This window comes from Vibrio sp. R11-SG3-ISO9 (assembly GCF_059834255.1).
Genome location: NZ_JCBDGU010000056.1, coordinates 391,689 through 414,848 on the forward strand (window position 1 = coordinate 391,689; position 23,160 = coordinate 414,848).

Genomic DNA, 23,160 nt, shown 5'->3' on the forward strand with positions numbered 1-23,160 from the left:
GAATGCTCATCCATGAGCATTTATTAGTTAGTCACAACGTTGAAGAATCGTCTTTAACTCCGCCATTCGAGGCCCGTAGTAGCGTTCAACAAAGTAGTACGGTTCGCCCTCGTTCACTGGCACCCAATAGCTGCCATCCTGCGGGTCATCCGTTGAGAAGGTGATGGTGATGTTTCCGTTTTCATCTGGCTGCGTGTTGTACGCGTTATAAACTTGATGTTCAGCGCCTGGGATAGTGTTGTAAGTAATACCCGAGTAGCGAGTCAGTGACCAAAATAGATCGACTCCAGGTTCATATGGCATAGTAAAGACCTCGGTCTTCGAACCATTTAACGGTTTACCTTCGCAGTTGCTCGGAACACCTGTGTAGTAGGCATGTTCTGCGTCCATTGTTGCCGAATACACTGGCAACCCAAGGTGACCAACAATACCAATGACGCGAGTAACATGGTCATCTGCTCGTGGCTCATTGGAATCGATTGGGCCAAACAATCCCCAGTTATCTGCGCCTTCAGCGATTGACCTTTCTAGGTAAACGCCCGTCATGAAGTTCTGCATACGCTTGAATTCAGCGTCACTGTGTTTGCCTACTCGTGACTTCATCAGCTCAAGGTTTTCAGGGTATACACTGCTCGTATCTAGCGTAAATTTGATTGGATCAGAAAAGTCCAACGCGCCGCCTGTGGTGACCGCCTGAATAGCGACCTGATCTTGAATCGCATGGCTTTCTGAAATTGTATCTGCTTCAAAGACCTGCGTTCGCAGGAAGACATGCGGATGATTACCTCTAGACTCAACAACAGTCACACCATCTTGGGCTTTATAGTCACTGCCCTCGCGAACAAACATATAATTGGTTTGTTTAGGGTTATATTCATCATAAATCGTGTAGTGTTCTTGGTCTGTAATATGGACTGAGAAGTAACGGTCTTCCACCACGGGTACTTGCATGAATACAGGGCCATCAGAAAGGTCTAGCACCGCCTTGGAGTACAAATGATCAAGTGCAGGTGTCACAACGAAATCCGTGCCTGAACCTGGCAGTTCACGAGTATGCTTAATGATGTTTGTACCACCATTATCAATCACAGTGTCTTTTAAATAGTTAGCATGATGCGTAACAATATACGCACGCATTTCCGCAGGTGTTGCCGTAATTTCTGTTCCATTTGGCAGGCTTGTCGTCACTGCGTCGCTCGCTACCGCCCCGAATGATGCCGCTGCAATGGTTAGGGCAAGAAGTGTTTTTTTCATGAGTTTTTCTCTCGTTTAATCGTAATCAAATACTGAAATTGCTATGAATCGATGCGATAGCATCACTGAACAGGTACAGCCACTGGCAGCGTGTAAGATTCCATTTCATCAAGCTTTGGCTCGTAGACTCGAACCAAGAAGTTCCAACCTTCAGTCACTGGCAAATGGTTTTTCACACCTTTAACACCGTCACAATCACCAAAGTGCACAGTAAAGGTATTGTCTGAATTGAACTGAATGTTGTTCTTGTTCAGGATTGCCTTCTCGTTCATCATCCAGCCTTCTGAGCCATACATGGTGATTGAGAAGAATCCATTGCGAGTATCATCGTTGTAGAATGGAGGGACTTCATAAGTGGCGACGCTACATGCAGTCGAACCACCATCGTGGGTATACCCAACGTATTGAGCAGCTGCATCCGGCAGTAAACCCCAGCCTGTTGCGGTTCCTAGGCGATGCATCAGTGGGTTGATCTCTCCACGAGCACCTTGCATGTCGTTCAAAGAGCCTATTCTTGAACTCACTTCATCAAACATTGCACGCCAAGCTAGCAGTTCGTCGCGGTCGTATTGAGGCTGCACATATGGCGTCTTTGAGTAACTTTCAACAACCAGTCCATCTTGGATTCGATGCACTTCTTTGATGTCGTCAGGGTTATTCGCATCAACCTCTGTGCGCACAACGATCATGCCGTGAGTCTGCTCTGGGTCGGCATCAATCTTATGCTTACCTGCGGTGCTAAATACTTGGTTGATATAGTGGTCACCAAGAACCACCATGACAGAGATGTAACGATCACCAAGATCAGGGATCGTAATTTCGCCGCCTTTACTCAAATCAGTAACGAAACCACTGTAGAGCGTATCCTGATTCATTCTGACAACGGTTTGATTATCAAGCGGTGTGATAGCGCGGAAGTGGAAAAAGTTATTATCACCAGCAAGGCCAGCGATACGGCTCATTGCTTCATGTGTCTCCATCACTTCATAATTGTCGTAAGTAATTTCGATATTGTCGGCGTAGGCGCCACAAGAAAGTGCAGCAAGTGTTGCTGCTACCGCTGTTTTTTTCATGTTTTCATCCTCAAAAATAACCCAAGTTAGATGACAGGTTTTACGCTGTATCGTTGATGTGGTTAATGTATTAAGGAATGAATAGCGGTAGTAGACAGGTGCAGTGATGCTCTACATAAATGGCGTTTATGTAGAGAACAATCTATTCAAAAAAGAAGATGGGAGAGGTAGACGAGCGTTTAGATATCTCCGAGGTGCTTGAGGATCTGTGCTCTCACCTGTTTGTGATGATGATTATCTTGGTACTTTTTGTGGTACACCAAGTCTATCTGAATGGGATCAATTGCAAACGGTACCGCGACCTTTTTTAAACCCAAAATTTCGATCAAAGGATCATTGCCATTAGTGGCACAGATAGCATCAGAGTCACGCACACACAGTAGCATCGAACTTGGGCTTGTCACCTGCTTGACGATTTTTCTTGGCAGATTCATCCCTGTGAGTTTTTCCATACCCGACACTTCATGTTGAGAGTAAGTAAGAGTCACATGTTCGAGGTCGTGAAACTCCTCTAAGGTTACCGAATCACCTATCCAAGGATGATCTTCTCGGCATACATACGCCAACTCAACATCTTGAAGATGCTCATAAACAAAAGACTGCTCTTTATCTTGCTTAAAGCGGGACTCAATCGCCATGTCGATCTTATCGTGACGTAAGTGGTCAAGCACAAGATACTCAGACAAGGGGTTTTCAATTAACTTCACCCCTTCAATCACCGGCAGCTGAATCACAATGTGTTCGGGAGCGTAGACAGTGAACTCTCTGGGTTTATCCAGCGCTAACTCAAGCCTGTGTTCTATCTCTTTAAAGTGTTCAGCAAGGGCGTGAGCATCAGATGTGGGTTCAAGCCTGCGACCATGACGAACAAACAACGCTTTGCCCAACTGTTGTTCTAAGCGTTTGATGCTCGCAGACATGGCAGGCTGGGTAACGTCGAGAACGTCAGCAGCCTGAGTAATACTGTTGAGTTCGTAAACACGTAAGAAAGGGATAATGAGATTTAAGTCCATACATTCCAGCCGTTAGTGGTTAAGTCGAGCCGCCGCTTGGTAACTCTTTAAGTGTTCGGGAAGAAGTTACACCCTAAAACAAAAATACCACCCTTTAACAAAGAGTGGTATTGAATAACTCAAACAAACATAGTGAAAGCAGGACTATAGGCGATTCACTCTGGTAGGTAGGAACACCTCACCAAGCATGCAGCGTACTGAGCCACCGCCGATATCTTCGATAGTCTTCACGTTGAATGGCAGCAGTTTACCGTGCGTCGCTAGCTGAGCGCGTTGTGCAGAAGAAAACGCATCAAAAGCCGACTGTGACATCGCAATCACTTTATCGCCATTCACGGTTTCAAGTTGAAGGATGTTGCCACAGAAGCGGTTCATCTGATCAATCGAAATCGAGATCACTTGTTTATCTTTCGCAAGGGACTTCACGACGAAGCGACGCTCGAACTCTGGAATCACTTCATCACAGATCACACAGAAGTTATCACCGATCGCCATCATCACATTGGTATGGTAAATCGGGTGCCCAGAAGGCAGAGCTGTTTGGAAAGAAACCACTCGCGAATAACCGATACGCTTGGCGTAGTCTTCCAATACTTCTCTATCACAGCGTTGAGAAAGGGCTGCATAGATGGTCTTGTTGATGTGGTCGATCACCATTACGCCTGTACTTTCAAGGTAAGCACCCTGCTGCAAGTAAGACTCAAGCGTATCTACATGGTTTACAATACGACCAGATGCTTCAAGTGCTTCGATGAGAGCATTAGGCTTCACTTCATGTTGGCGGTTTTCACACGCCATTGGGAATGTGTATAGGCTGCCGTCGCTAACAGTACTAAACCAGTTGTTTGGGAAAACCGCATCCGGTGTTTCAACACCAAGCTCAGGATAATCAAACTCGACTACTTGCACGCCTTCTTTGCGAAGTACCTTCACCATTGCCTTAAACTCAGCCATGGTTTGCGACTTTACTTCTTCTTGAGTCAAGTTAACGCGCTGCTGAAATTCATTGTCACGCGCGGTCTCTTCATTAAAACGAAACTCTTTAGGTGGCACCATCACTACACAGTTTGCATTTTGTACATTCGTTGTTTGTAGTGATTTTTCATGTAGGTTTAACATCTCAACTGTCCCTATCTGGAATTTACCCGCTAATTGTAAACAGGTTGTTACGAGAAAAATCACTGAATTATTGATAATTTCATTAGCTAACCTCAATAATTCCTGCCAAATGTCCAATCCTCCCTAATTTTTACTGCACTACCTTGAGCGCCGCCCTCTACTCACTTATAGCATCCTATTCGAACAGTAATATTACGCTAAGTGTCAGTTTTGGTTACAATTTAATCCAATTAGCGTTAGGATAGCCCTGTTGCATAACACGTTGATCCCGCGGCAGTCAGTCAACGTCTCATTTCACATCAACCCTAACTCATTAAAAAATAACTATGATTTCGCTTATCGCGTTGTCATGGACTTGTTTTACTCGTGATCTAAAATCACCACAATAATTACAACTTTGCACACAGATGCAGAGGTTGACTAAGGGAAATCTATGTTTAAGAAATTTGAAGGCTTTACCGAGGCCTTCCCAAAAGACGAACCAATACAGCCCCCAAGCGGCATATTGGCTTTTTGTCGACATTACACACGTGGCTTTGAAAAACCATTACTGCTTCTCGGCTTAATGAGCATGACTATCGCCATCATCGAGGTTGCCCTGTTTGGCTACATGGGCCAGCTCGTGGATTGGTTATCGACCAGTAATAAAGAGACCTTCCTTGCCGACAATCAATCAACATTGATTGGTTTAGGCATTCTATTACTGGTCATCATGCCAGTTATGATCGCGATATATTCTCTGTTGCTTCACCAAACTTTACTGGGCAACTACCCAATGTCGATTCGTTGGCTTGCCCACCGCTACCTTCTCAAGCAGAGCCTCTCTTTCTATCAAGATGACTTTGCAGGACGTGTCGCAACTAAGGTGATGCAAACATCATTGGCCGTTCGCGAAACCGTGACCAAAATGGTCGATGTATTCGTCTATGTGACTGTCTACTTTACGGCAATGCTATTCATGTTGGCCGAATCCGATTGGCGCTTAATGGCTCCAATGCTGATCTGGCTGTTCGTCTACGTCGGTATTCAATTGCATTTTGTACCAAAGCTAAAAGATGTCTCTTCTGAACAAGCCGATGCGCGTTCACTGATGACAGGTCGAATCGTGGATAGCTACACCAATATTGCGACGGTTAAGCTGTTCTCACACAGCAAGCGTGAAACGGAATACGCTGAAGAGGGAATGGAAGGCTTTCTAGACACGGTTTACCGTCAAATGCGTTTAGTGACTGGCTTTAACGTGTGGGTTGAGTTTGCTAACTACCTACTGGTTTTCGCCATTGCAGGTATCTCGATTTATCTATGGTTAGATGACGCAATCACCGTTGGTGCGATCGCTATCGCGGTCAGCTTAGCACTGCGTATCAATGGTATGTCTAAGTGGATCATGTGGGAAATCGGTGGCCTATTTGAAAACTTGGGTACCGTTATTGACGGCATGAAAACGCTGGCTAAACCAATCGCTATCGAAGACAAGCCGAACGCGGAGCCATTGCAAGTGCCTCAAGGTGGCATTCACTTTGATAACGTAAGTTTTAACTACGGTGAGAACAAAGGGGTCATCAACAACCTTAACCTCAATATCAAACCGGGTGAAAAAGTAGGTCTAGTAGGTCGCTCTGGTGCGGGTAAATCAACGCTGGTTAACTTGCTGCTTCGCTTCCATGACGTTGAAAAAGGTCGCATTCTGATTGATGGGCAAGAGATCGCTGAGGTTACGCAGGACTCGCTGCGTAGCAACATCGGTATGGTGACACAAGACACCTCACTACTTCACCGCTCTATCAAAGACAACATCCTTTACGGTCGTCCAGATGCGACTGACGAAGAGTTGTATGCAGCGACCAAGCAAGCGCATGCTCATGAGTTCATTGAAACCCTAACCGACCCGTTCGGCAACTTAGGTTATGATGCACAAGTGGGGGAGCGTGGTGTGAAACTGTCAGGGGGTCAGCGTCAGCGTATCGCGATCTCTCGTGTACTTCTGAAGAATGCACCGCTATTGGTACTTGATGAAGCGACATCTGCACTCGATTCTGAGGTAGAAGCAGCAATTCAAGAGAGCTTGATTGAGCTGATGGAAGGTAAAACGGTGATTGCGATTGCGCACCGCTTGTCGACTATTGCAGCAATGGATCGCTTGATCGTACTCGACCAGGGCAATATCGTTGAAGAGGGCACGCACCAAGAGCTCATTTCACAAGATGGCATCTATGCTCAACTGTGGAATCATCAAACAGGTGGCTTTATCGGAGATGATCTGGAACAGGCATCCAACGCTTAAATTGTATGCAATTTTAAATATGCGGGGCGATTCACACTAATTTGTTAGATAGTCGTAAATTGGGCGTAGCAGAATGTTATGTCGTAATTATATAATATGACTAACAGACAAAGACGCTTCGCTTGCGCGTTCTGGAATAAGGCTAGACTTCGGGGGGAGGCTAGCCTTTTTTATTGGCTAGCTTTTTTGTTAACTGGCTTTTTTGTTAACTAGAATTTGCGATTCATTTTCTCTAAGCATGCTGTCAAAACCTGCGTCTCTTCCGAAGAGATGCCACTGGTTAAGTCATTTACTAGCTCTAGGTGTAACTGGTTGTGCTGGGTATGAATCGCTTGCCCTGCTGGCGTTAAGTCAACCACGATGGCGCGTCTGTCTGTAGGATGCTCGCAGCGCTTCACTAACTCCGCTTTCACCAACTTTTCAATCTGAACCGTCAACGTTCCTGTCGTGATTCCAAGCTTTTCAGACAGCTCTTTCATACGCAGAGCACCATGAACACCCAGTACTTCGATGGTGTGTACCTGAGCTAGCGAATAGCCCGTCTCTTTCACAACCGATTGCTCCCAAGAAGACATCTTGTCGTAGAATTCGGTAATAAGCTGACTTAGGTGTTCAAGGTTTTGCATGACAAATGACTAATTTAATTCAAGAGTAAGATGATTAATCTTATCAAACTTCGCCAGTCGTTGCCTAAAGTCATTCACGCTCAAATCACCATTTGATCGCAGCGCAATGGCTGCCGAATAGTGATGACCGCTGATTCTCCATATGTGCAAATCGTTCACCTCTGCATCCGGCGCAAGCTCTTCAATAATCTGCTGGCGATAGTTTGAGTCAATGCTTTCGTCTAGCAGGATCGGGCTCGTCTGTTTAAGCAGGTTCATTGTCCACTTTAAGATAACGACGGCACCGACCATACCCATAATCGCATCTAACCAGTTCCAACCGTAGAATTTGCCAAACAACAACGCGACGATCGCCAACAAAGAGGTGAGCGCATCGGCCAACACATGCATATAAGCAGCTCTGAGGTTGTGATCATGATGATGGTGGCTGTGGTCATGGTCGTGATGGTCGTGATGGTCGTGATGGTCGTGGTGATGATCGCCCAATAAGAACATACTCGCCACATTCACAGCCAAACCGATACAAGCCACCACTATCGCTTCATTGAACTGGATAGCTTGAGGATTTAGCAAGCGATGCACCGACTCAGTAAACATCAACAAAGCAACAATACCCAGCGCAATAGCACTGGTGTAGCCACCCAACACACTCACTTTCCCCGTACCAAATGAAAACCGGTCACTGTTTTCATGCTTCTTCGCATAGCGATACGCAAATAGCGTGATACAAAATGCGGCAGCGTGAGTCCCCATATGCCAACCATCGGCCAACAACGCCATGGAGCCATATACCGTCCCTGCCCCGATCTCCACCACCATAGTGACCACGGTTAACAACAAGACATAAAAAGTCCTTCTTTCACCCGTTTGGTTGCGGGCAGAAAAGTGGTGTGAATGCTTAACTTGAGGGTTCATCATTATTCCATTTTAGTTTGATAATCAAAATACTTGCCCATCAATGTAGTTTGACTATCAAACAAAGTCAACGATCAAGCTATGATCCACGGCAAGCTAAATTTCATGATTAGCCTAGATCCATGAATAAGCTTGCTGCTTTCTATTTGTTTCTTTCCTGATTTTTTTTAAAATGCGCGCAAGACTTAATCTAGAGAACAACTATGAACAAGAGTGTTATCACTAACGCGGTGGCTTTAGCTCTGCTGGCTGCGGGTTACTTTACGGCTAGCCAATATTTACTTTATGCGGGCCTATTCGCATTTTCTGGCGCGATTACCAACTGGCTTGCCATTCACATGCTGTTTGAAAAAGTGCCGGGATTGTATGGCTCAGGTGTGATTCCAGCTCGTTTCGAACAGTTTAAAGCGGCCATCAAGCAGTTGATGATGGAACAGTTCTTTACCGAAAGTAACATCGACCGCTTCTTGAACAGCGAAATGGCTGGCGGCCAGTCGCTGAACTTAGAGCCAGTGATCAAGAAGATTGACCTTAACCCTGCGTTCGATTCCTTGGTCGAAGTGATCGCCAACTCTCAATTTGGCGGGATGCTCGCAATGCTTGGTGGCACAGAAGCACTTCAACCGCTGAAAGAACCATTTGTAGAGAAAATGCAGACTTCTATCATTGAGATTGGCCAAAGTGACACTGTGAAAAATGCCCTCAAAGAGCAGTTTGAGTCTCCTGCAATGATGGACGAAATCAAAGAGAACATCGAAGCGATCATCGACCAGCGCTTGAGCGAGCTGACACCAAAATTGGTAAAAGAGATGGTGCAGAAAATGATCAAAGAGCACCTTGGCTGGCTTGTGGTATGGGGTGGTGTTTTCGGTGGCGTAATTGGCGTTATCTCAGCGGCTATCACTCTATAAACCGTAAACTCTCTCCTTTAGAACGCAAAATGGAAGCCATGTGGCTTCCATTTTTTATATCCCATAATCAGAGCGAAAACAGAACTAGCCCAAGGTAGAGAGCAATTCAGGGTTCACGCCAAAGCCCTTTTTGTGCTCTTCAATAACCACTTCACTTCTTGTCTGTATCACTCCAGGTAGCGTACCAAGCTTAGTCGACATAAACGACTGATACGCCTTCATATCTTTAACTCGTACTTTGATCATGGTGTCGAAGTCACCAGAAAGCGAATAGCACTCTTCAATTTCAGGCATCATCTCTACGGCCTGTGCAAACTTATCGAAAATCGAAAAGCTGGTCTGGTCTAAGCGAATATGAATGAACACCTGTACATCGAGGCCTAATTTTTCTGAACATAACTCAGCGTGATAGCCAGTAATGTAGCCCTCTTTCTCGAGACGCTTTAAACGATCCGAACATGGAGAAGTGGTGAGGTTTACCTGCTTAGCCAGTTCAACAACCGGCAGTCGGCCCTTCATGTGCAAGATTCGTAGTATCTCTTTGTCGATACGATCCAATTGGTGTTGAGGCATAACATCTCTATAAACAGTCTCAATATAGGGTGAGTATATTCCATGCTTGACCAAAACCTGCAGAGCACGGCTCACAGAATTTAAAACAGGTCGACAACACCGTATTTACAAGGAAGATATAAAGAGAATTAGCCATATTGATAACTTATAAATTCAGTTTCAGACTGTTAATATAATGTTATAAATTTGACCTTTTTAACAAATAAGTTGAGCTATAGAGAAAAGTATCTATTGAGGGCTGTGTGAATAATAGATTGCACAGAGAGAAAGGATGACTCTATATATGAAAACACAAGAAATCGCATACAAACCTTACCGCATTGGCTTATGGACTCGAGCAACCGTATCTAAAGACGTCGCTCAAGCACTTGCAAACGAATATTCAAGCTACGGCTGGGAAGTAAAACTAGATGGCTTTCTCGTTGAACCAGAAGGCATCAAGCAAGCCGCTTAAGCACATCAAACCTCCATCTTGGAGGTTTTTTTATTGCTAATCTCGCTACTTTCTTCGTCTTTAGCTTTATGCTTCTTTTAAGATTTGCCGTTCGGCTAGGTATCTACAGCGAAAAGCTAAGCTAACCCAACTTGCGGAGCGACACTTTCGCTCTCTTTCTTAGGAAGCTCTTCTGCTCGGCTGTTGCACGTTCTGCAAAAGTGTTGAACTTCCATATCATAGTACTGAGTGCCACTGAACAGTTTTGAGGTAAGCAATAACATACGACCTGATAAGGTTTCCGGTGCGATCTCACAGCGCTTCATGATCGACTTGTGGTGAGTGGTTTTCTTACACGTTTTGCAATATAGATCTGGCATACCTTTATCCTATCCGGCTTGTCCTCATTACTGACAATTGACATATCATGTCCAATTCAGTTCAAACATTCACCGTATGATTTATAAAAATGAGGGCTAAGTTCAAAAAAACACCGTATCGGTAAACGGTTTTTTGAAGCAAGGCGAGCTTAGTCTTCATTCAATCCTATGAAAAACTCAGTCACAAAGCGGCGATAATTTACAATGTAAACTTGCTCAGAAAGTCATCGCAAAGACAATTCTAAATAGCCATTCTGTTAGTTTGAGACATCTGCCATGCATTCTTTTATTGAGCTTTTAAGAAAAGACAATGAGCTCAGAGCTATAAACAAACCACAGCTTTCTATCGCCTCTCTACGAGCGGTGTCTTGGAGAACAAGGTTGTGGTGGCATGATGATATTCAGGCACAAAAAAAGAGCCACCGAAGTGACTCTTTGTTTCAATAGATTGGCGTGTGAAGAATTAGTCTAGTTCAACTAATTGCTTTTCAAACTTCTCGTGTTGCTTCTTAACTGACTCTTCTGGCTCACCAGTAATTAGGCTCACAACTACGATAGAGATAGCTGAGAAGATGATGCCCGGTACGATTTCATACACGTCAAACCAACCACCTGTTAGCTGTTTCCACATTACGATAGTCACACCACCCACAACGATACCCGCTAGAGCGCCGTTACGGTTCATACGAGACCAGTACAGGCTAAGTACGATAGCTGGACCAAATGCAGCACCGAAGCCTGCCCACGCGTAAGATACAAGACCAAGAACAGAGCTGTCTGGTGTCATCGCTAGGAACAGTGCGATAAGTGAGATAATCACAACTGCAAAACGACCTACACGTACAATCTCTTCAGATGTCGCGTCTTTCTTCAGTACTTGCTTGTACAAGTCTTCTGCCATTGCAGATGAAGATACAAGAAGTTGTGAATCCGCAGTACTCATGATTGCCGCTAGGATAGCTGCCAGTAGAATACCCGCGATTACTGGGTGGAACATTGCGTTCACAAGAAGCATGAAGATCTTCTCGCCGTCATCCAGTTTAGGTGCACCAGAGTTGGTTACGTAGATTAGACCCACTAGACCTACTAGCATCGCACCAGCCATAGACAGTGCAGTCCATACCACTGCGATACGACGCGCAGTGCCTAGGTCTTTGTTAGTACGTGTTGCTTTGAAACGCGCTAAGATGTGTGGTTGACCGAAGTAACCTAGACCCCATGCCGCTAGAGAGATGATTGCAATCGCAGATAGAGGCTCACCTTTCGCATCATTCCATAGCGTTAGCAGCTCTGGGTTGATGTTGTGTAGGTCGCTAGACAGTTGACCAAGGCCGCCGTTCATCGCTGCGATAGGCACGATAAGCAGCGCTGCAGACATCAATAGGCCCTGAACAAGGTCAGTCCAAGATACCGCAAGGAAGCCACCAAATAGCGTGTAGGACACAACACATACTGTGCCGATGATAACCGCTGTGGTGTAGTCTAAGCCAAATACTGTTTCAAACAACTTACCGCCCGCTACCAAGCCTGAGCTCGTGTAGAAAAGGAAGAAGAGAAGAATGAAGAAAGCAGAAATTGTTTGGATCAGCTTAGACGTATCATTGAAACGACGAGCTAGGAACTCAGGCAGAGTCAATGCATCTGTTGTAATGCTGTAAGTACGCAGACGCTTGGCACTGATTAACCAGTTGGCCCAAGTACCAACTAGTAGGCCACCAGCCAACCAGAAAGCTTCAAAACCTGCTGCATACGCGTAGCCAGGCAGACCTAGTAGTAGCCAACCACTCATATCCGACGCACCAGCAGAAAGTGCTGCAGGCCAAGGGCCTAGTGCACGACCACCAAGAAAGTAGTCAGTTGAGTTAGATGTACGTTTGTAAGCAATAACCCCGATTGCCAGCATCATAATTAGATACGCAATGAACGTTGATGTTATTGCAAAACTGTTTTCTATCATTTGATAGTCCTCATTTAGAAAAATCCTTCCATGCCTAGCCAATAAAACTTAGCCAACACAATGTTGGCCAAGTTTAGTCAGATAGGGTTCCTGATATCACGACACAACCGAAGCTGCCTCCAGTCATCAGTGGTGTTGAAGGTTAGTGGGCTTCGCTCCCAAGCTCAAGCAAGGTCGCATTACCACCCACGGCTGTTATATTTATGGTTCGTGTACGCTCAGTAATAAAGCGCAACGATAGGTGTGGATCGTGAGCAACATGCATTGCCGTCAGATCCGTTTCAGACACTAAACCGACGATAGCGCCGTCTCGCTTAGCAAGTTGTAAATTAATCGCTTGTTCAGTTTGTGGATTGCCCACATACGCCACGCTACGAACATCGCAAGCAAGCAGTTGCTGAGACGCATCGAACGATGTCGTTTGAACAAGGTTTGATGGCAGATTCGCTTGTTTTGCTGCATCCGCAATCAGAGTATTGAACTGAGTATCATCACTACACACAATCACGCTGTTACCTGCAACAAGCGCAGCCGTCAGCATTGCCGTTGCCGTTTGCAGCTTTGGTAATGAATCTTGAGTCTCATCAACGATAACCAAAGCTACACCACGGCCTGCCGCATATAGCTCATTCGTTTCGCCCGTAGGACCTACAAGTAGGTGCTCTTCAGCTAACAGAGAAGAAGCCTGTTCGATGTGATAGCCAGCAACCGCCGCTAATGGCGCTGATTGACTCTCGATCTCAGATTTTAATGCCAGAATTTGAGCACTCTTGTGATCAAAATCGGTTAGGTTCCACTGTTCCCACGCTTGAAATGCATCGGAAAAACCTGTCACTTGATGAACCATGATATCGCTCCTTATGCCTGCGCTTGAGAAAAGTAAACATCGGTAAAGCGGTATAGGTAGTGTGGTCCACCCGCTTTCGGTCCTGTTCCTGATAAACCTTGACCACCGAATGGTTGAACGCCTACCACCGCACCAACTTGGTCACGGTTGATGTAGCAGTTACCCACGCGAACGTGTTTTTCAATCCAACGGTAAGTGGTTTCGTTACGACTATGAATACCCATAGTCAGTCCGAAGCCTGTTTGGTTTATCTGTTCAACCACTTGCGCCAGCTCGCTCGCTTTGTAACGAACAATGTGCAGCACAGGGCCAAACTGCTCTTCAGTTAGGCAGCTAATATCGTTGATCTCAAAAGCGCTTGGTGGCACGAAGTCACCGTGTTCGCACGCGTCACCTAGGGTTAGTTGAGCAACACGCTTCTGCGTTTGAGTCATGTTCTCAAGGTGAGCCATTAGCTTCTGTTTCGCATTGCTGTCGATAACAGGGCCAACGTCAGTCTTGTGTAGGTGTGGAATACCAACACTCAACTCGTTCATCGCACCTTGGATAAGAGCGACAACGCGATCAGCAATGTCTTCTTGGATGTAAAGCACACGTAGTGCTGAACAACGCTGACCTGCAGAAGCAAACGCTGAACGAATAACATCACGTACTACCTGCTCTGGAAGCGCCGTACTGTCGACGATCATCGCATTCTGGCCGCCTGTTTCCGCGATAAATGGAACAGGTTTAGCTGTACGACTTGCCAATGACACGTTGATACGCTGAGCGGTTGGTGTAGAGCCTGTAAACGCCACACCTGCAATCGCATCGTGGCTAGTTAGTGCGCTACCGATTTCTGCACCGCGACCCGGTAGAAGCTGAATTGTGCCTGCCGGGAAGCCAGCTTGTTGCATCAACTCAACTGCGCGAGCAGCGATTAAGCTGGTTTGCTCTGCTGGTTTTGCAACGACAGTGTTACCTGCAACTAATGCAGCTGTAATTTGACCAAGGAAGATCGCCAGTGGGAAGTTCCAAGGGCTGATACATACAAACACACCACGACCTTGGCGAGATGCCAAACGAACTTGGCCATCAAAGCCTTTCAGTTCAAATTCTTGTAGGTTGTCTGCCTGTTTTGCGTAGTAACGACAGAAGTCGACCGCTTCACGTACTTCATCAATGCTATCGTGAATTGTCTTACCCGCTTCTTGATGACAGATTGCCACCAGCTCAGCAAGGTTCTCTTCCATCAGGTCAGCCAACTTCTCAAGAGCCGCAGCTTTAACTTCAACAGAAGTCGCATTCCAATCTGCGAACGCCGCGTCTGCGCCGCTGATCGCTTCGGAAACATGATCAAGGTTTGCGAAAGCCACCTGACCAACATTGATACGACGATCGTATGGTGCTGTTACTTGCTCAACATTCTGATCAGCCTTGATCATGCTCTCGGCAAGAGCTTCACCGTTGATGATCGGGCCAGCCGTCCACTGTTTATCCAAGAAGCCTTTTACTTGTTCTTCAAAACTGTGCGCTTCACTTTCGATATCAATGTTGACACCGTAAGAGTTTTTACGCTCTGGGAACACAGATGGTGGCAGTGGAATCTTAGTGTTGTTCAGCGTATCGAACGCTAGAAGCATGTCCACTGGGTGTTGCGTTAGTTCTGCCACAGGACAGCGTGCATCCACCAAGCGGTGTACAAACGAGCTGTTCGCACCATTTTCTAGCAGACGACGAACTAGGTAAGGAAGTAGATCCTTATGGCTACCAACTGGCGCGTAAATACGCACTGACTGTTGGTAAGCTTCCATCGCGTGGTTGTACAGGGAATCCCCCATACCGTGCAGGCGTTGGAATTCAAAATCTTTGTGGTCAGCCATTACAGCAATAGCAGACACAGTGTGTGCGTTGTGGCTCGCAAACTGCGGGAAGATGTTGCCACGAACACTTGGGCTCAGTAGGTAACGTGCACAGGCTAGGTAAGCAACATCGGTTGCTTCTTTGCGTGTGTAAACCGGGTAGTTATCAAAGCCAGCTTGTTGCGACCATTTGATTTCGCTATCCCAGTACGCACCTTTTACCAAACGCAGTGGGATCAGATCGCCCTGCTCTTTTGCTAAGCGGTTCAGCCACACCAATACCGGAAGTGCACGCTTAGAGTACGCTTGAATAACCAGACCAAATTTACCCCAGCCTTTTACTAGTTCGCTGCGGTAAAGTTTCTCGAACAGTTTTAGAGAAAGCTCTAAACGGTCTGCTTCTTCAGCATCGATGGTAATCGCAACATCAAGCTCGATCGCGCGGCGCAGTAACTGCTCTAGCGTGTCGCAAAGCTCTGTCAGAACACGCTCTTCATTCGCTACTTCGTAACGTGGGTGCAGTGCAGAAAGCTTGATAGATACTGATGGTGCAGGGCTAGATTTTGATGAAACATAAGTGTCTCGACCTACAGCTTCAATCGCCATTAGGTAATCTTTGAAGTACTTGTTTGCGTCTGCAGTCGTCAATGCCGCTTCACCTAGCATGTCGTATGAATAGGTAAAGCCTTTGTCACGCATAGGTTTGCCGTTCTTTTGTGCCTCAGCAATGCTGCGACCCAAAACAAACTGATGACCCATTACCTTCATCGCTTGGTGCATCGCTTTACGAATCACCGGCTCAGAAAGCTTGTTTACTAGACGGTTTACCGCCTGTGTTGGGCTCTGCTCATTTGATGAAAGGCCCACAACCTTGCCCGTAAGCATTAGACCCCAAGTGGATGCATTCACAAACACAGAGTCAGAATTCTTCAGGTGAGATTTCCAGTCAGCAACGCTTAGCTTGTCACGAATCAATGCATCCGCAGTTGCAGCATCAGGGATACGCATCAGTGCTTCAGCAAGACACATCAACAAAATACCTTCTTGCGTATCTAGACTGTATTCAAGCAGCAGTGCATCGATCATTTGAATCGATGTTTTGTCTGCACGAATCGTTTCGATAAGCGAGGTTGTCTTGTCCGCGATTTGTTGCTTTTCAGACTCAGAAGGCGTAGCTAGCGGCAGAAGCTGCTCTAGCCATTGGGTTTCATCCACCATATATAATGGTGAGATAAGCGACCACAGCTCACCAAGCGATTGCTCGTTGAACTCTGGTTTTAACACATCAGTAGCTGTAAACATGCGTTTTCCTTAATCTCACACCCGAACAAAAAACGTCCGAGATTTCTACAATGGCTGCAGTGTATTGAGAGTATATAAGGAATACTTGTCAAAAACTCCGAGTTTTTTGCTAAAAACTGGGTTTATTAACAAAACAAAAACATCATCACATATGAAACTTCAAACGAATGTGCCGTTTTGTTTCACTATTTAACAGTTATTTGCTTTTTGTATTGAGATGGTGACATCCCCTGAAGGCGGGAAAAAGTATGGGTAAATGCCGACTGACCAGAGAAGCCTGCCAGCTCTGCTACCTGACCAAGGCTGAGGTTGCCTTGCTCAATTAAACGGCGAGCGCGGTCGATTCGCTTACCTAATACGTACTGGTGTGGAGTGATGCCCATCTGCTCTTTAAACAGCATATGGAACTGACTTTCACCTAAGAACACACTACCAGCCAATTGCGCCACTGAGATTTTATTTGCTAAATGCTGTTCGATGTAGCGATCCAGCGCTTCAAGGTCAAAGCGTGACTCTTTAACGGATGTTTCAAACTCAGAGATATGGCGTTGTAAAAGCGCGATCACCGTGTCATTACAAGCTCGGCTTAATAGCAGATCGTCCGGACTTGCTTGCATCTCCTGCACAAGCATCTGAATCAGCTTTTGGATCTGCCCGTCCAACTGGAAGTAAACGTTAGATGACGCAAGCTGATTGATCTTCTCTAACATCAATGGGTCATCATTACTTGGCATAGGCATGTTCAACACCAAGATATCAGACTGCCCCACCACGCCACCGAAAGCATGATCAGAGCAAGCCGTTACTACACAGCCTTGACCAGGCCCGACTAAATTACCCTTACCGCTAACTTCGAACTCAGCTTGACCTTTAAGCCCGATCACCACTTGCGAATATTGGTGCTCGTGACAATCCATATGAGATGGCAAAGTCACGATCTCAGCAGGACGAGGGTCTGATAAGCCTAGCGGTGAAAGATCGAGGTTGGGCATGATGGGTAATTTTGGCATGTCGAAACAGTTTTGATAGTCACAGATCGGGGATAATACTCTGATTTTAGCTCAAGATGAATTTGTAAATGATCATGAGAGTCATTTAGCACAGGTAATCGCCACAAGATCATTCTTGCGATCACGGTGATCATGCCTCCGGAAAGATGATCAAGAGTGTACAAACTACGGGGAGTGTAAAACCAACTTTGAGCGACTTATGTAAAACAAGCCACCAGCGCTTCTTGGTGTGACTCATCATTGAGAATCTAATCGATAGGACATCGCAAGAGATTTTCGTATATAGCTCAAATAAATCACCTTCAGTTTATAAAAATTAGTAATAAGTCTACCCATTTCGGTAGATTGAAAGGGAATAAAACGGTATAAAGTCGGGTACTGTGTTAATTGCTAATAATCTAGTGACTTACAACTAGGAAGTAGACACCGTATCAACGAGCCAATTTCAATCTATAAGTTGCAGGGACCTATGACTAACTTTCGAATTTCAGCGCTTTTGCTTGCGCTATCCCCTCTTTGGGTATCTGCATCGGTATCAGCTGAAGAACTGAATCAAGTCGATCCCGTTTCAGCTATCGATGCAAAACTCACTGAGAAAAACTCAGACATTGAGCGTATTTCAGAAACCCAAGTATCGGCTGCTGAGAAGCTAAAAGAGCTACAAAACAACAACAGCAAATTGGTGCGTGAGGGTGAAGAACTCAAGGCAAAACGTAACAGAGCCAAGTCTGCACTCGATAAACAGTACAGCCGTCTACTTGAAGACCCAGAAACCGATCTTATCTCTTTCCAGAAAAGCTACCAAGATGCGTGGGCAGCCGTTAAAGAAAATCAATCGGCTCAGCTAGACAACCAACAAGCGATCAACGAGAGCGAAATTCACCTCTCTCAGATTAAGCAAAAGCAGGCTCGCATGAACAACGAGCTGGCCAATCTAAAAGAGCTAAAAGTTGAAGCACGTGTAAAACGCATTGCAACAGAGCTACGCGAAAGCGCCGTTCTAGAAACCAGCTACACCACGACTTGTGCCTCAACAATGACGCTAGGTGAGTGTACTGCTCAGGGTAAATACCTAACCAACCAAAAAGCGGTACAGACGTTCAAGAGCCAGTTGCTTGAGCAGCTCACAGAAAGCACATTAGCGAAGCAGAACTTGCAAGGTGTTCAACTCAATATCCATGTTCAAGACAGCCAACCAATCAAGAGTGGCTTCTCTGGTAACAACTCATACTTCATGCAGATGCAAGCTCAGCTACAAGCTAAACCTGAAGCAATTGCTGCATGTAACCTGCTGAACGTATCAACACGCTACTGTTTAACAGGCAGCGACGCAGCTGTGACTAGCAAAAACAATAAGCAATGGGCTAACGTGACCGTTCGTTCTGACCAGTACAACGACTCTGTTACGATTAATGGCATCAAGTATGGCAGCACACCACTGCAAGTTGCGCTACCAAGCGGTCGTCACCAAGTAACAGTTTCAAAGCAAGGTTACGAGTCTTACAACCGCACAGTGACGATCAACGGCAGCGATACTATCTGGGTTAAGCTTCTTCCAAACAAGGAAAGCTAAACCTGCCTATCGGCTTAGCGCTTTATAGAGCTAAGCCGATGTAAAACTCTCCATTGTGTTGATAGTGATACGACTCAACTGCAGCCAACATGGCTTTCGCTAAAACATTTGATTCACCCATTTTACGAATGAAGTAGCCCATCATGCGCCAAGGTTTACCCACTCTACTGTTTGCACTCGCTCCTAGCTTAATGGCACCCGCTATTTTGGCAGAAGCGACATCACCCGCTGTCACTACATCTGTTATCGACATAGAAAGCTCACTTTTCGAAAAACATGCCGATTTGGCAGCAGTCGAAAAGAAGATTGCCGACAAACAGAACCAAGTTGACAATCAAACAGAGCAAGTGGTCCGCCTTACCAAGTTATCTGAACAATCACAGCAAAAGCTTGCGACAGCGAAAGCAAGTTTAGAGCAAGATTACAGCCGCATGATTGATGAGCCTGATTTCGATATATCGCCAGCTCAAAACCGATTTCAAGATGCTTGGAAATCGGTAAAAGAGGGGAAACTGGCTGTTTCTGATTCTGAGCAAAAACAACAAGCGTTAATGATGGAACTAGAGGCCTTCCAAGCCGAAAAGAGTTCGATTGAAACTTCAATTGCGGATCTGGACAAAGGAAAACTAAGAGCGAGAGCCGATCGACTCAGAAGTGAGATCACCAAAACCGAAGAGAAGACGGTTAGCTTTACCAATCGCTGCAGCGATGACATGACACTAGCGCAATGCTCGGAGCAAACGGTGACATTGGCGCTTCAAAAGGCCGTTGAACAGTTCCAAAACAGTGTGATCGACAACGCGACAGAATCAAAGACAGCAAAAGAGCATTTGGCATCGACATCGCTAAACATTCACGTTCTACAACACAAAGTGACAAGTTCAGGTTTTGGTGCCGAAAACCGCTACCAAGCAAACATCACAGCAAACCTAGAAACTCGCCCAGACAAGAACACCCCTTGTCGCCTGCTTGGGATACAATCATCTCACTGCTTTACAGAAACTGACCAGAAAGCCGATGATCAGCAAAAAGAGGTCGCTTGGGTTAACTTGGTGGTCCGTTCAAACCAGTACAACGACAAGGTATCAATCAATGGTGTTAACTACGGCAGTACACCCGTTGAAGTCATGTTACCGACTGGCCAGCACATGGTGACGATTGAAAAAGAGGGGTACCTCTCTTTCCATCAAGAACTTAAAATTGCTCGCGACCACAACCTAAGAGCTGTATTGCAAGCCAAGCAAAACACACTCAACGTCGGTAGTAAGTTTGCTGATCCTATGGGTGATGATAGCCAGAGCCCAGAGATGATCGTCGTCGGTGCGGGTCGTTACCTGCTAGGTGAGAACAATGCTAAGCAAGTGACGATCAAAAAGCCATTTGCATTAGCGGCCACACCAACCCGAGTTCAAGATTTCAAAGCCTTCATCGACAGTACTGGCTACCAAACAGATGCCGAGCTGATGAACACCTGTGATACCTTCGTCAATACCGAGATCACTGCCGTATCGAATAGTTACTGGCGAAATCCTGGCTTTAAGCAAACTGACAGCTCACCTGTGGTTTGTGTTAGTCAAAACGACGCCAAGGCCTACACGCGTTGGTTATCTAAAAAAACAGGCTTTACCTATCGTCTACCTACACCGCAGGAGTGGGAAGCGGCAGCACGTGCAGGCCAAGACACCAATTTCTGGTGGGGTAACGAGTTCCGCTCAGGCAAAGCGAATACTGGCTGGGCAGGAACACCATGGTCAAACATCAGCACTTCGCCAGTGAAATCATTCTTACCGACCCCAACAGGGTTCTACGACATGGTAGGCAATGTATGGGAGTGGACAACCAATCACAAAGGCATCGCTAAGGGGGGAGCATGGAGCTTCTCTCCTGAAGAAGCTAAAGTTTTCAATGAACTCTACGTTCCACCGACAACAGCAGCCAACCACTTAGGCTTCAGAGTATTACGAGAGTTATAGGCTCTCGATTACTAACTTCTCGACTCCCCCTCTCACAAAACAGGGCTCTCACTTCTCATTTGTCGTGTTGAGTCTTGTTTATAGGGGAATTCCCCCCTTATGCATTCGCACTCCTAGGAGTAAATTTGTCGACAGAGTAGTAAGTCACTCTGGGTATCTCACTGATACCTCAGGTTAATTTGCATGACCCTCGTGAATTAATCTGAAATCTTCTACACGTCGACAAGGCAGATCTTGTCTTTAGCCAGCCCGTCTTCAGGCTGGCTTTTTTTTGCTTAAAATATGCTGTGGCGGATCAACTCGCGATACCCAGATACTCATCCCGCTCCCTATCCTTGATCATTCTTCCCTTGATCATCGTTTCGGGACGCTTCCATGAATTTACAATACAGCGTTATAAGAAACTGATATCATTAACTTAGTTCCGAAACTGAGATAATATTTTGTCGAAAACACTTAACTCAATACAACGCTCTCTGTTTGAACAGTTGCCGGGCTGCTGGGGATGCAAAGATACTGACTCTGTCTTTGTTTATGCTAACCAAGCCTACAATCGACTGATCGGTTTGACCGACAACCAAAACAGCGCAGGTTTGACAGACTTCGATATGCCAAGCCAAACAACGGAATGTGCGCAAGACTTCAGAGCGCAAGATAAATACGTGATGGAAACACGTAAGACTTTAAAAATTCTAGATATTCACCCATATCCTGACGGCCGTTGGCACGCCCATATTTTTACCAAAACGCCTTGGTTAGATGATGATGGCGAGGTGCAGGGAACGATATTCTATGGCCAAGAGCTGACTGATACTGCCATTTTGGAGGTGGGTCACTGGGTTTGCCAAGCGACCAGTGCCAAGAAGAGTGATGGCTCGATTGCTGGTTCAGAGCCTAGACAATCAAAGCTCAATAAGAAGCTCACAGCTCGCGAATCCGAAGTGCTGTTTTTGCTGCTGTTTGGAAAGAAGCCTCAGTACATTGCGCAGATTCTGACGATTTCGATCAAAACCGTAGAGGGTCACGTGGCACGCCTTAAGCAAAAGTTCGATGCCAACAGTAAAAGCCAATTGATTGAGTTTGCACTGGACTCTGGCCTTGGTTCTGTCATTCCAGAGAGCTTGCTCAATCGGCAGATTTCAGTGGTGCTGCACAGTGAAGTGACGACAACCAGTTAACCATGATACTCATCAACCACCCAATATGACTCACAACGGTTAATGATCACTGGCTTTTATCTCTCTTCCACCTCATTTCAAAAGCCATAAAAAAACACCGCGCCAATCTTTGAAGATTACAGCGCGGTGTTTAAGTATTTAGCCTTGGTAAACTCGGAACGCCTAACTACGGCGCAAGTCGATCGATATCCCAACGGTTATCTTGACGAGAGAACAAGAAACGGTCGTGTAAGCGATGTTCACCACCTTGCCAGAACTCAATGCTGTCTACTCGAACACGGAAACCACCCCAGAAGCTCGGTACTGGGATCTCACCCTTAGCAAACTTCTGTTTAAGTTCTAAGTACTTGCCTTCCAAGATGCCACGTGCAGAAATGCGGCTGCTTTGCTTACTTGCGATTGCCGCCAGTTGGCTCTCTTTTGGACGAGAAGAGAAGTACTTCATGTTCTCCACAGCACTCAACTTCTCTGCGGTACCAGTGATGTGCACTTGGCGCTCTAGTGGGTGCCATGGGAAGTGCAAGCTGATCTTGCTGTTGTGCTCTAGCTGCTGCGCTTTGCGGCTGCCAAGGTTTGTGTAGAAAACGAAACCTTGTTGATCGACATTCTTAAGCAACACAATGCGCTGAAAAGGTTGGCCGTCCTTATCGACCGTCGCAACTGTCATCGCAGTTGGGTCGGTAAGTTTGGCTTCAATAGCCTGCTCAAGCCAAAGATTAAATTGGTCAATCGGATCAGCCGCTAAGTCTTTGCGTCTCAATCCACCCTGAGCATATTCACGGCGAATATCTTTCAGTTCCATTTCGTTGCTCCTTTTCATTTTTTGTGATTCTGCGCTTTCGCATAGGGAAATACAAGTCTGTGGTAGCCGATTGTGCTATCTCTTGGATTCGGTGTT

20 protein-coding genes are annotated in these 23,160 nt (G+C 45.9%); 6 read left to right on the plus strand and 14 right to left on the minus strand.

All coding sequences use genetic code 11. From position 1 onward, the window contains the following. Window positions 1-27: 27 nt before the first annotated feature. From AC6R05_RS22695 to AC6R05_RS22710, 4 genes are all read right to left on the minus strand, one after another. On the minus strand, window positions 28-1,254 hold the full coding sequence (locus tag AC6R05_RS22695) for a DUF1254 domain-containing protein (RefSeq protein ID WP_500648732.1): 1,227 nt from the start codon (window positions 1,252-1,254) through the stop codon (window positions 28-30). Window positions 1,255-1,316: 62 nt separating this feature from the next. Beyond that, window positions 1,317-2,327, minus strand: coding sequence for a DUF1254 domain-containing protein (locus tag AC6R05_RS22700; protein ID WP_500648733.1), 1,011 nt, complete (start codon window positions 2,325-2,327; stop codon window positions 1,317-1,319). A gap of 179 nt (window positions 2,328-2,506) precedes the next feature. Further along, window positions 2,507-3,340, minus strand: coding sequence for a LysR family transcriptional regulator (locus AC6R05_RS22705; protein WP_500648734.1), 834 nt, complete (start codon window positions 3,338-3,340; stop codon window positions 2,507-2,509). Between the two features lie 144 nt (window positions 3,341-3,484). Beyond that, the gene (locus AC6R05_RS22710) at window positions 3,485-4,459 is read right to left on the minus strand and encodes an arginine deiminase-related protein (protein WP_500648735.1); all 975 of its coding nucleotides are present in this window, start codon (window positions 4,457-4,459) and stop codon (window positions 3,485-3,487) included. Between the two features lie 433 nt (window positions 4,460-4,892). Between AC6R05_RS22710 and AC6R05_RS22715 the strand changes: the two genes are divergently transcribed. Continuing rightward, window positions 4,893-6,743 (plus strand): ABC transporter ATP-binding protein, encoded by a 1,851-nt coding sequence (locus tag AC6R05_RS22715; RefSeq protein WP_500648736.1) that lies wholly within the window; start codon window positions 4,893-4,895, stop codon window positions 6,741-6,743. 209 nt (window positions 6,744-6,952) lie between these two features. Here the strand turns inward: AC6R05_RS22715 and AC6R05_RS22720 are convergent, their stop codons facing one another. Next, window positions 6,953-7,369, minus strand: a complete 417-nt coding sequence (locus tag AC6R05_RS22720; RefSeq protein WP_032553769.1) for a MarR family winged helix-turn-helix transcriptional regulator — start codon at window positions 7,367-7,369, stop codon at window positions 6,953-6,955. Window positions 7,370-7,378: 9 nt separating this feature from the next. Continuing rightward, on the minus strand, window positions 7,379-8,284 hold the full coding sequence (gene dmeF, locus AC6R05_RS22725) for a CDF family Co(II)/Ni(II) efflux transporter DmeF (RefSeq protein WP_500648737.1): 906 nt from the start codon (window positions 8,282-8,284) through the stop codon (window positions 7,379-7,381). Between the two features lie 203 nt (window positions 8,285-8,487). On the opposite strand from dmeF, the gene AC6R05_RS22730 reads away from it, so the two are divergent. Further along, the gene (locus AC6R05_RS22730; RefSeq protein WP_285402791.1) at window positions 8,488-9,195 is read left to right on the plus strand and encodes a DUF445 domain-containing protein; all 708 of its coding nucleotides are present in this window, start codon (window positions 8,488-8,490) and stop codon (window positions 9,193-9,195) included. Window positions 9,196-9,279: 84 nt separating this feature from the next. On the opposite strand, the gene AC6R05_RS22735 is transcribed toward AC6R05_RS22730, so the two are convergent. After that, window positions 9,280-9,768 (minus strand): Lrp/AsnC family transcriptional regulator, encoded by a 489-nt coding sequence (locus AC6R05_RS22735; protein ID WP_032553765.1) that lies wholly within the window; start codon window positions 9,766-9,768, stop codon window positions 9,280-9,282. A 283-nt stretch (window positions 9,769-10,051) separates the two neighbouring features. Here AC6R05_RS22735 and AC6R05_RS22740 point away from each other — a divergent pair, with 283 nt between their 5' ends. Next, window positions 10,052-10,222, plus strand: a complete 171-nt coding sequence (locus AC6R05_RS22740) for a hypothetical protein (RefSeq protein ID WP_500648738.1) — start codon at window positions 10,052-10,054, stop codon at window positions 10,220-10,222. A 116-nt stretch (window positions 10,223-10,338) separates the two neighbouring features. On the opposite strand, the gene AC6R05_RS22745 is transcribed toward AC6R05_RS22740, so the two are convergent. The 5 genes from AC6R05_RS22745 to AC6R05_RS22765 all read right to left on the minus strand — a co-directional run bounded on the left by AC6R05_RS22745 (window position 10,339) and on the right by AC6R05_RS22765 (window position 17,538). After that, on the minus strand, window positions 10,339-10,581 hold the full coding sequence (locus AC6R05_RS22745) for a hypothetical protein (protein ID WP_032553764.1): 243 nt from the start codon (window positions 10,579-10,581) through the stop codon (window positions 10,339-10,341). A 463-nt stretch (window positions 10,582-11,044) separates the two neighbouring features. Next, window positions 11,045-12,535, minus strand: a complete 1,491-nt coding sequence (gene putP / locus AC6R05_RS22750) for a sodium/proline symporter PutP (protein ID WP_150870339.1) — start codon at window positions 12,533-12,535, stop codon at window positions 11,045-11,047. Window positions 12,536-12,680: 145 nt separating this feature from the next. Further along, window positions 12,681-13,385, minus strand: coding sequence for a 1-pyrroline-5-carboxylate dehydrogenase (locus AC6R05_RS22755; protein WP_150869799.1), 705 nt, complete (start codon window positions 13,383-13,385; stop codon window positions 12,681-12,683). Between the two features lie 11 nt (window positions 13,386-13,396). Beyond that, entirely contained in the window at window positions 13,397-16,528 is a 3,132-nt protein-coding gene (gene putA / locus AC6R05_RS22760; RefSeq protein ID WP_500648739.1) for a bifunctional proline dehydrogenase/L-glutamate gamma-semialdehyde dehydrogenase PutA, read from the minus strand. A gap of 185 nt (window positions 16,529-16,713) precedes the next feature. Beyond that, on the minus strand, window positions 16,714-17,538 hold the full coding sequence (locus AC6R05_RS22765; RefSeq protein ID WP_500648740.1) for a helix-turn-helix domain-containing protein: 825 nt from the start codon (window positions 17,536-17,538) through the stop codon (window positions 16,714-16,716). Between the two features lie 469 nt (window positions 17,539-18,007). On the opposite strand from AC6R05_RS22765, the gene AC6R05_RS22770 reads away from it, so the two are divergent. Continuing rightward, on the plus strand, window positions 18,008-19,111 hold the full coding sequence (locus AC6R05_RS22770) for a PEGA domain-containing protein (RefSeq protein WP_500648741.1): 1,104 nt from the start codon (window positions 18,008-18,010) through the stop codon (window positions 19,109-19,111). 22 nt (window positions 19,112-19,133) lie between these two features. Here AC6R05_RS22770 and AC6R05_RS22775 read toward each other — a convergent pair whose 3' ends face one another. Further along, complete coding sequence (locus tag AC6R05_RS22775; protein ID WP_172974273.1) at window positions 19,134-19,364, minus strand: hypothetical protein; 231 nt, start codon at window positions 19,362-19,364, stop codon at window positions 19,134-19,136. On the opposite strand from AC6R05_RS22775, the gene AC6R05_RS22780 reads away from it, so the two are divergent. Beyond that, window positions 19,255-21,084 carry an SUMF1/EgtB/PvdO family nonheme iron enzyme gene (locus AC6R05_RS22780; RefSeq protein ID WP_500648742.1) on the plus strand — a complete coding sequence of 610 codons (1,830 nt, stop codon included), beginning with the start codon at window positions 19,255-19,257 and terminating at the stop codon, window positions 21,082-21,084. The genes AC6R05_RS22775 and AC6R05_RS22780 overlap by 110 nt on opposite strands. A 443-nt stretch (window positions 21,085-21,527) precedes the next feature. Continuing rightward, entirely contained in the window at window positions 21,528-22,262 is a 735-nt protein-coding gene (locus tag AC6R05_RS22785) for a helix-turn-helix transcriptional regulator (protein WP_500648743.1), read from the plus strand. A gap of 166 nt (window positions 22,263-22,428) precedes the next feature. Here AC6R05_RS22785 and pdxH read toward each other — a convergent pair whose 3' ends face one another. Next, complete coding sequence (gene pdxH, locus AC6R05_RS22790) at window positions 22,429-23,064, minus strand: pyridoxamine 5'-phosphate oxidase (RefSeq protein ID WP_032553753.1); 636 nt, start codon at window positions 23,062-23,064, stop codon at window positions 22,429-22,431. Between the last annotated feature and the right edge of the window lie 96 nt (window positions 23,065-23,160).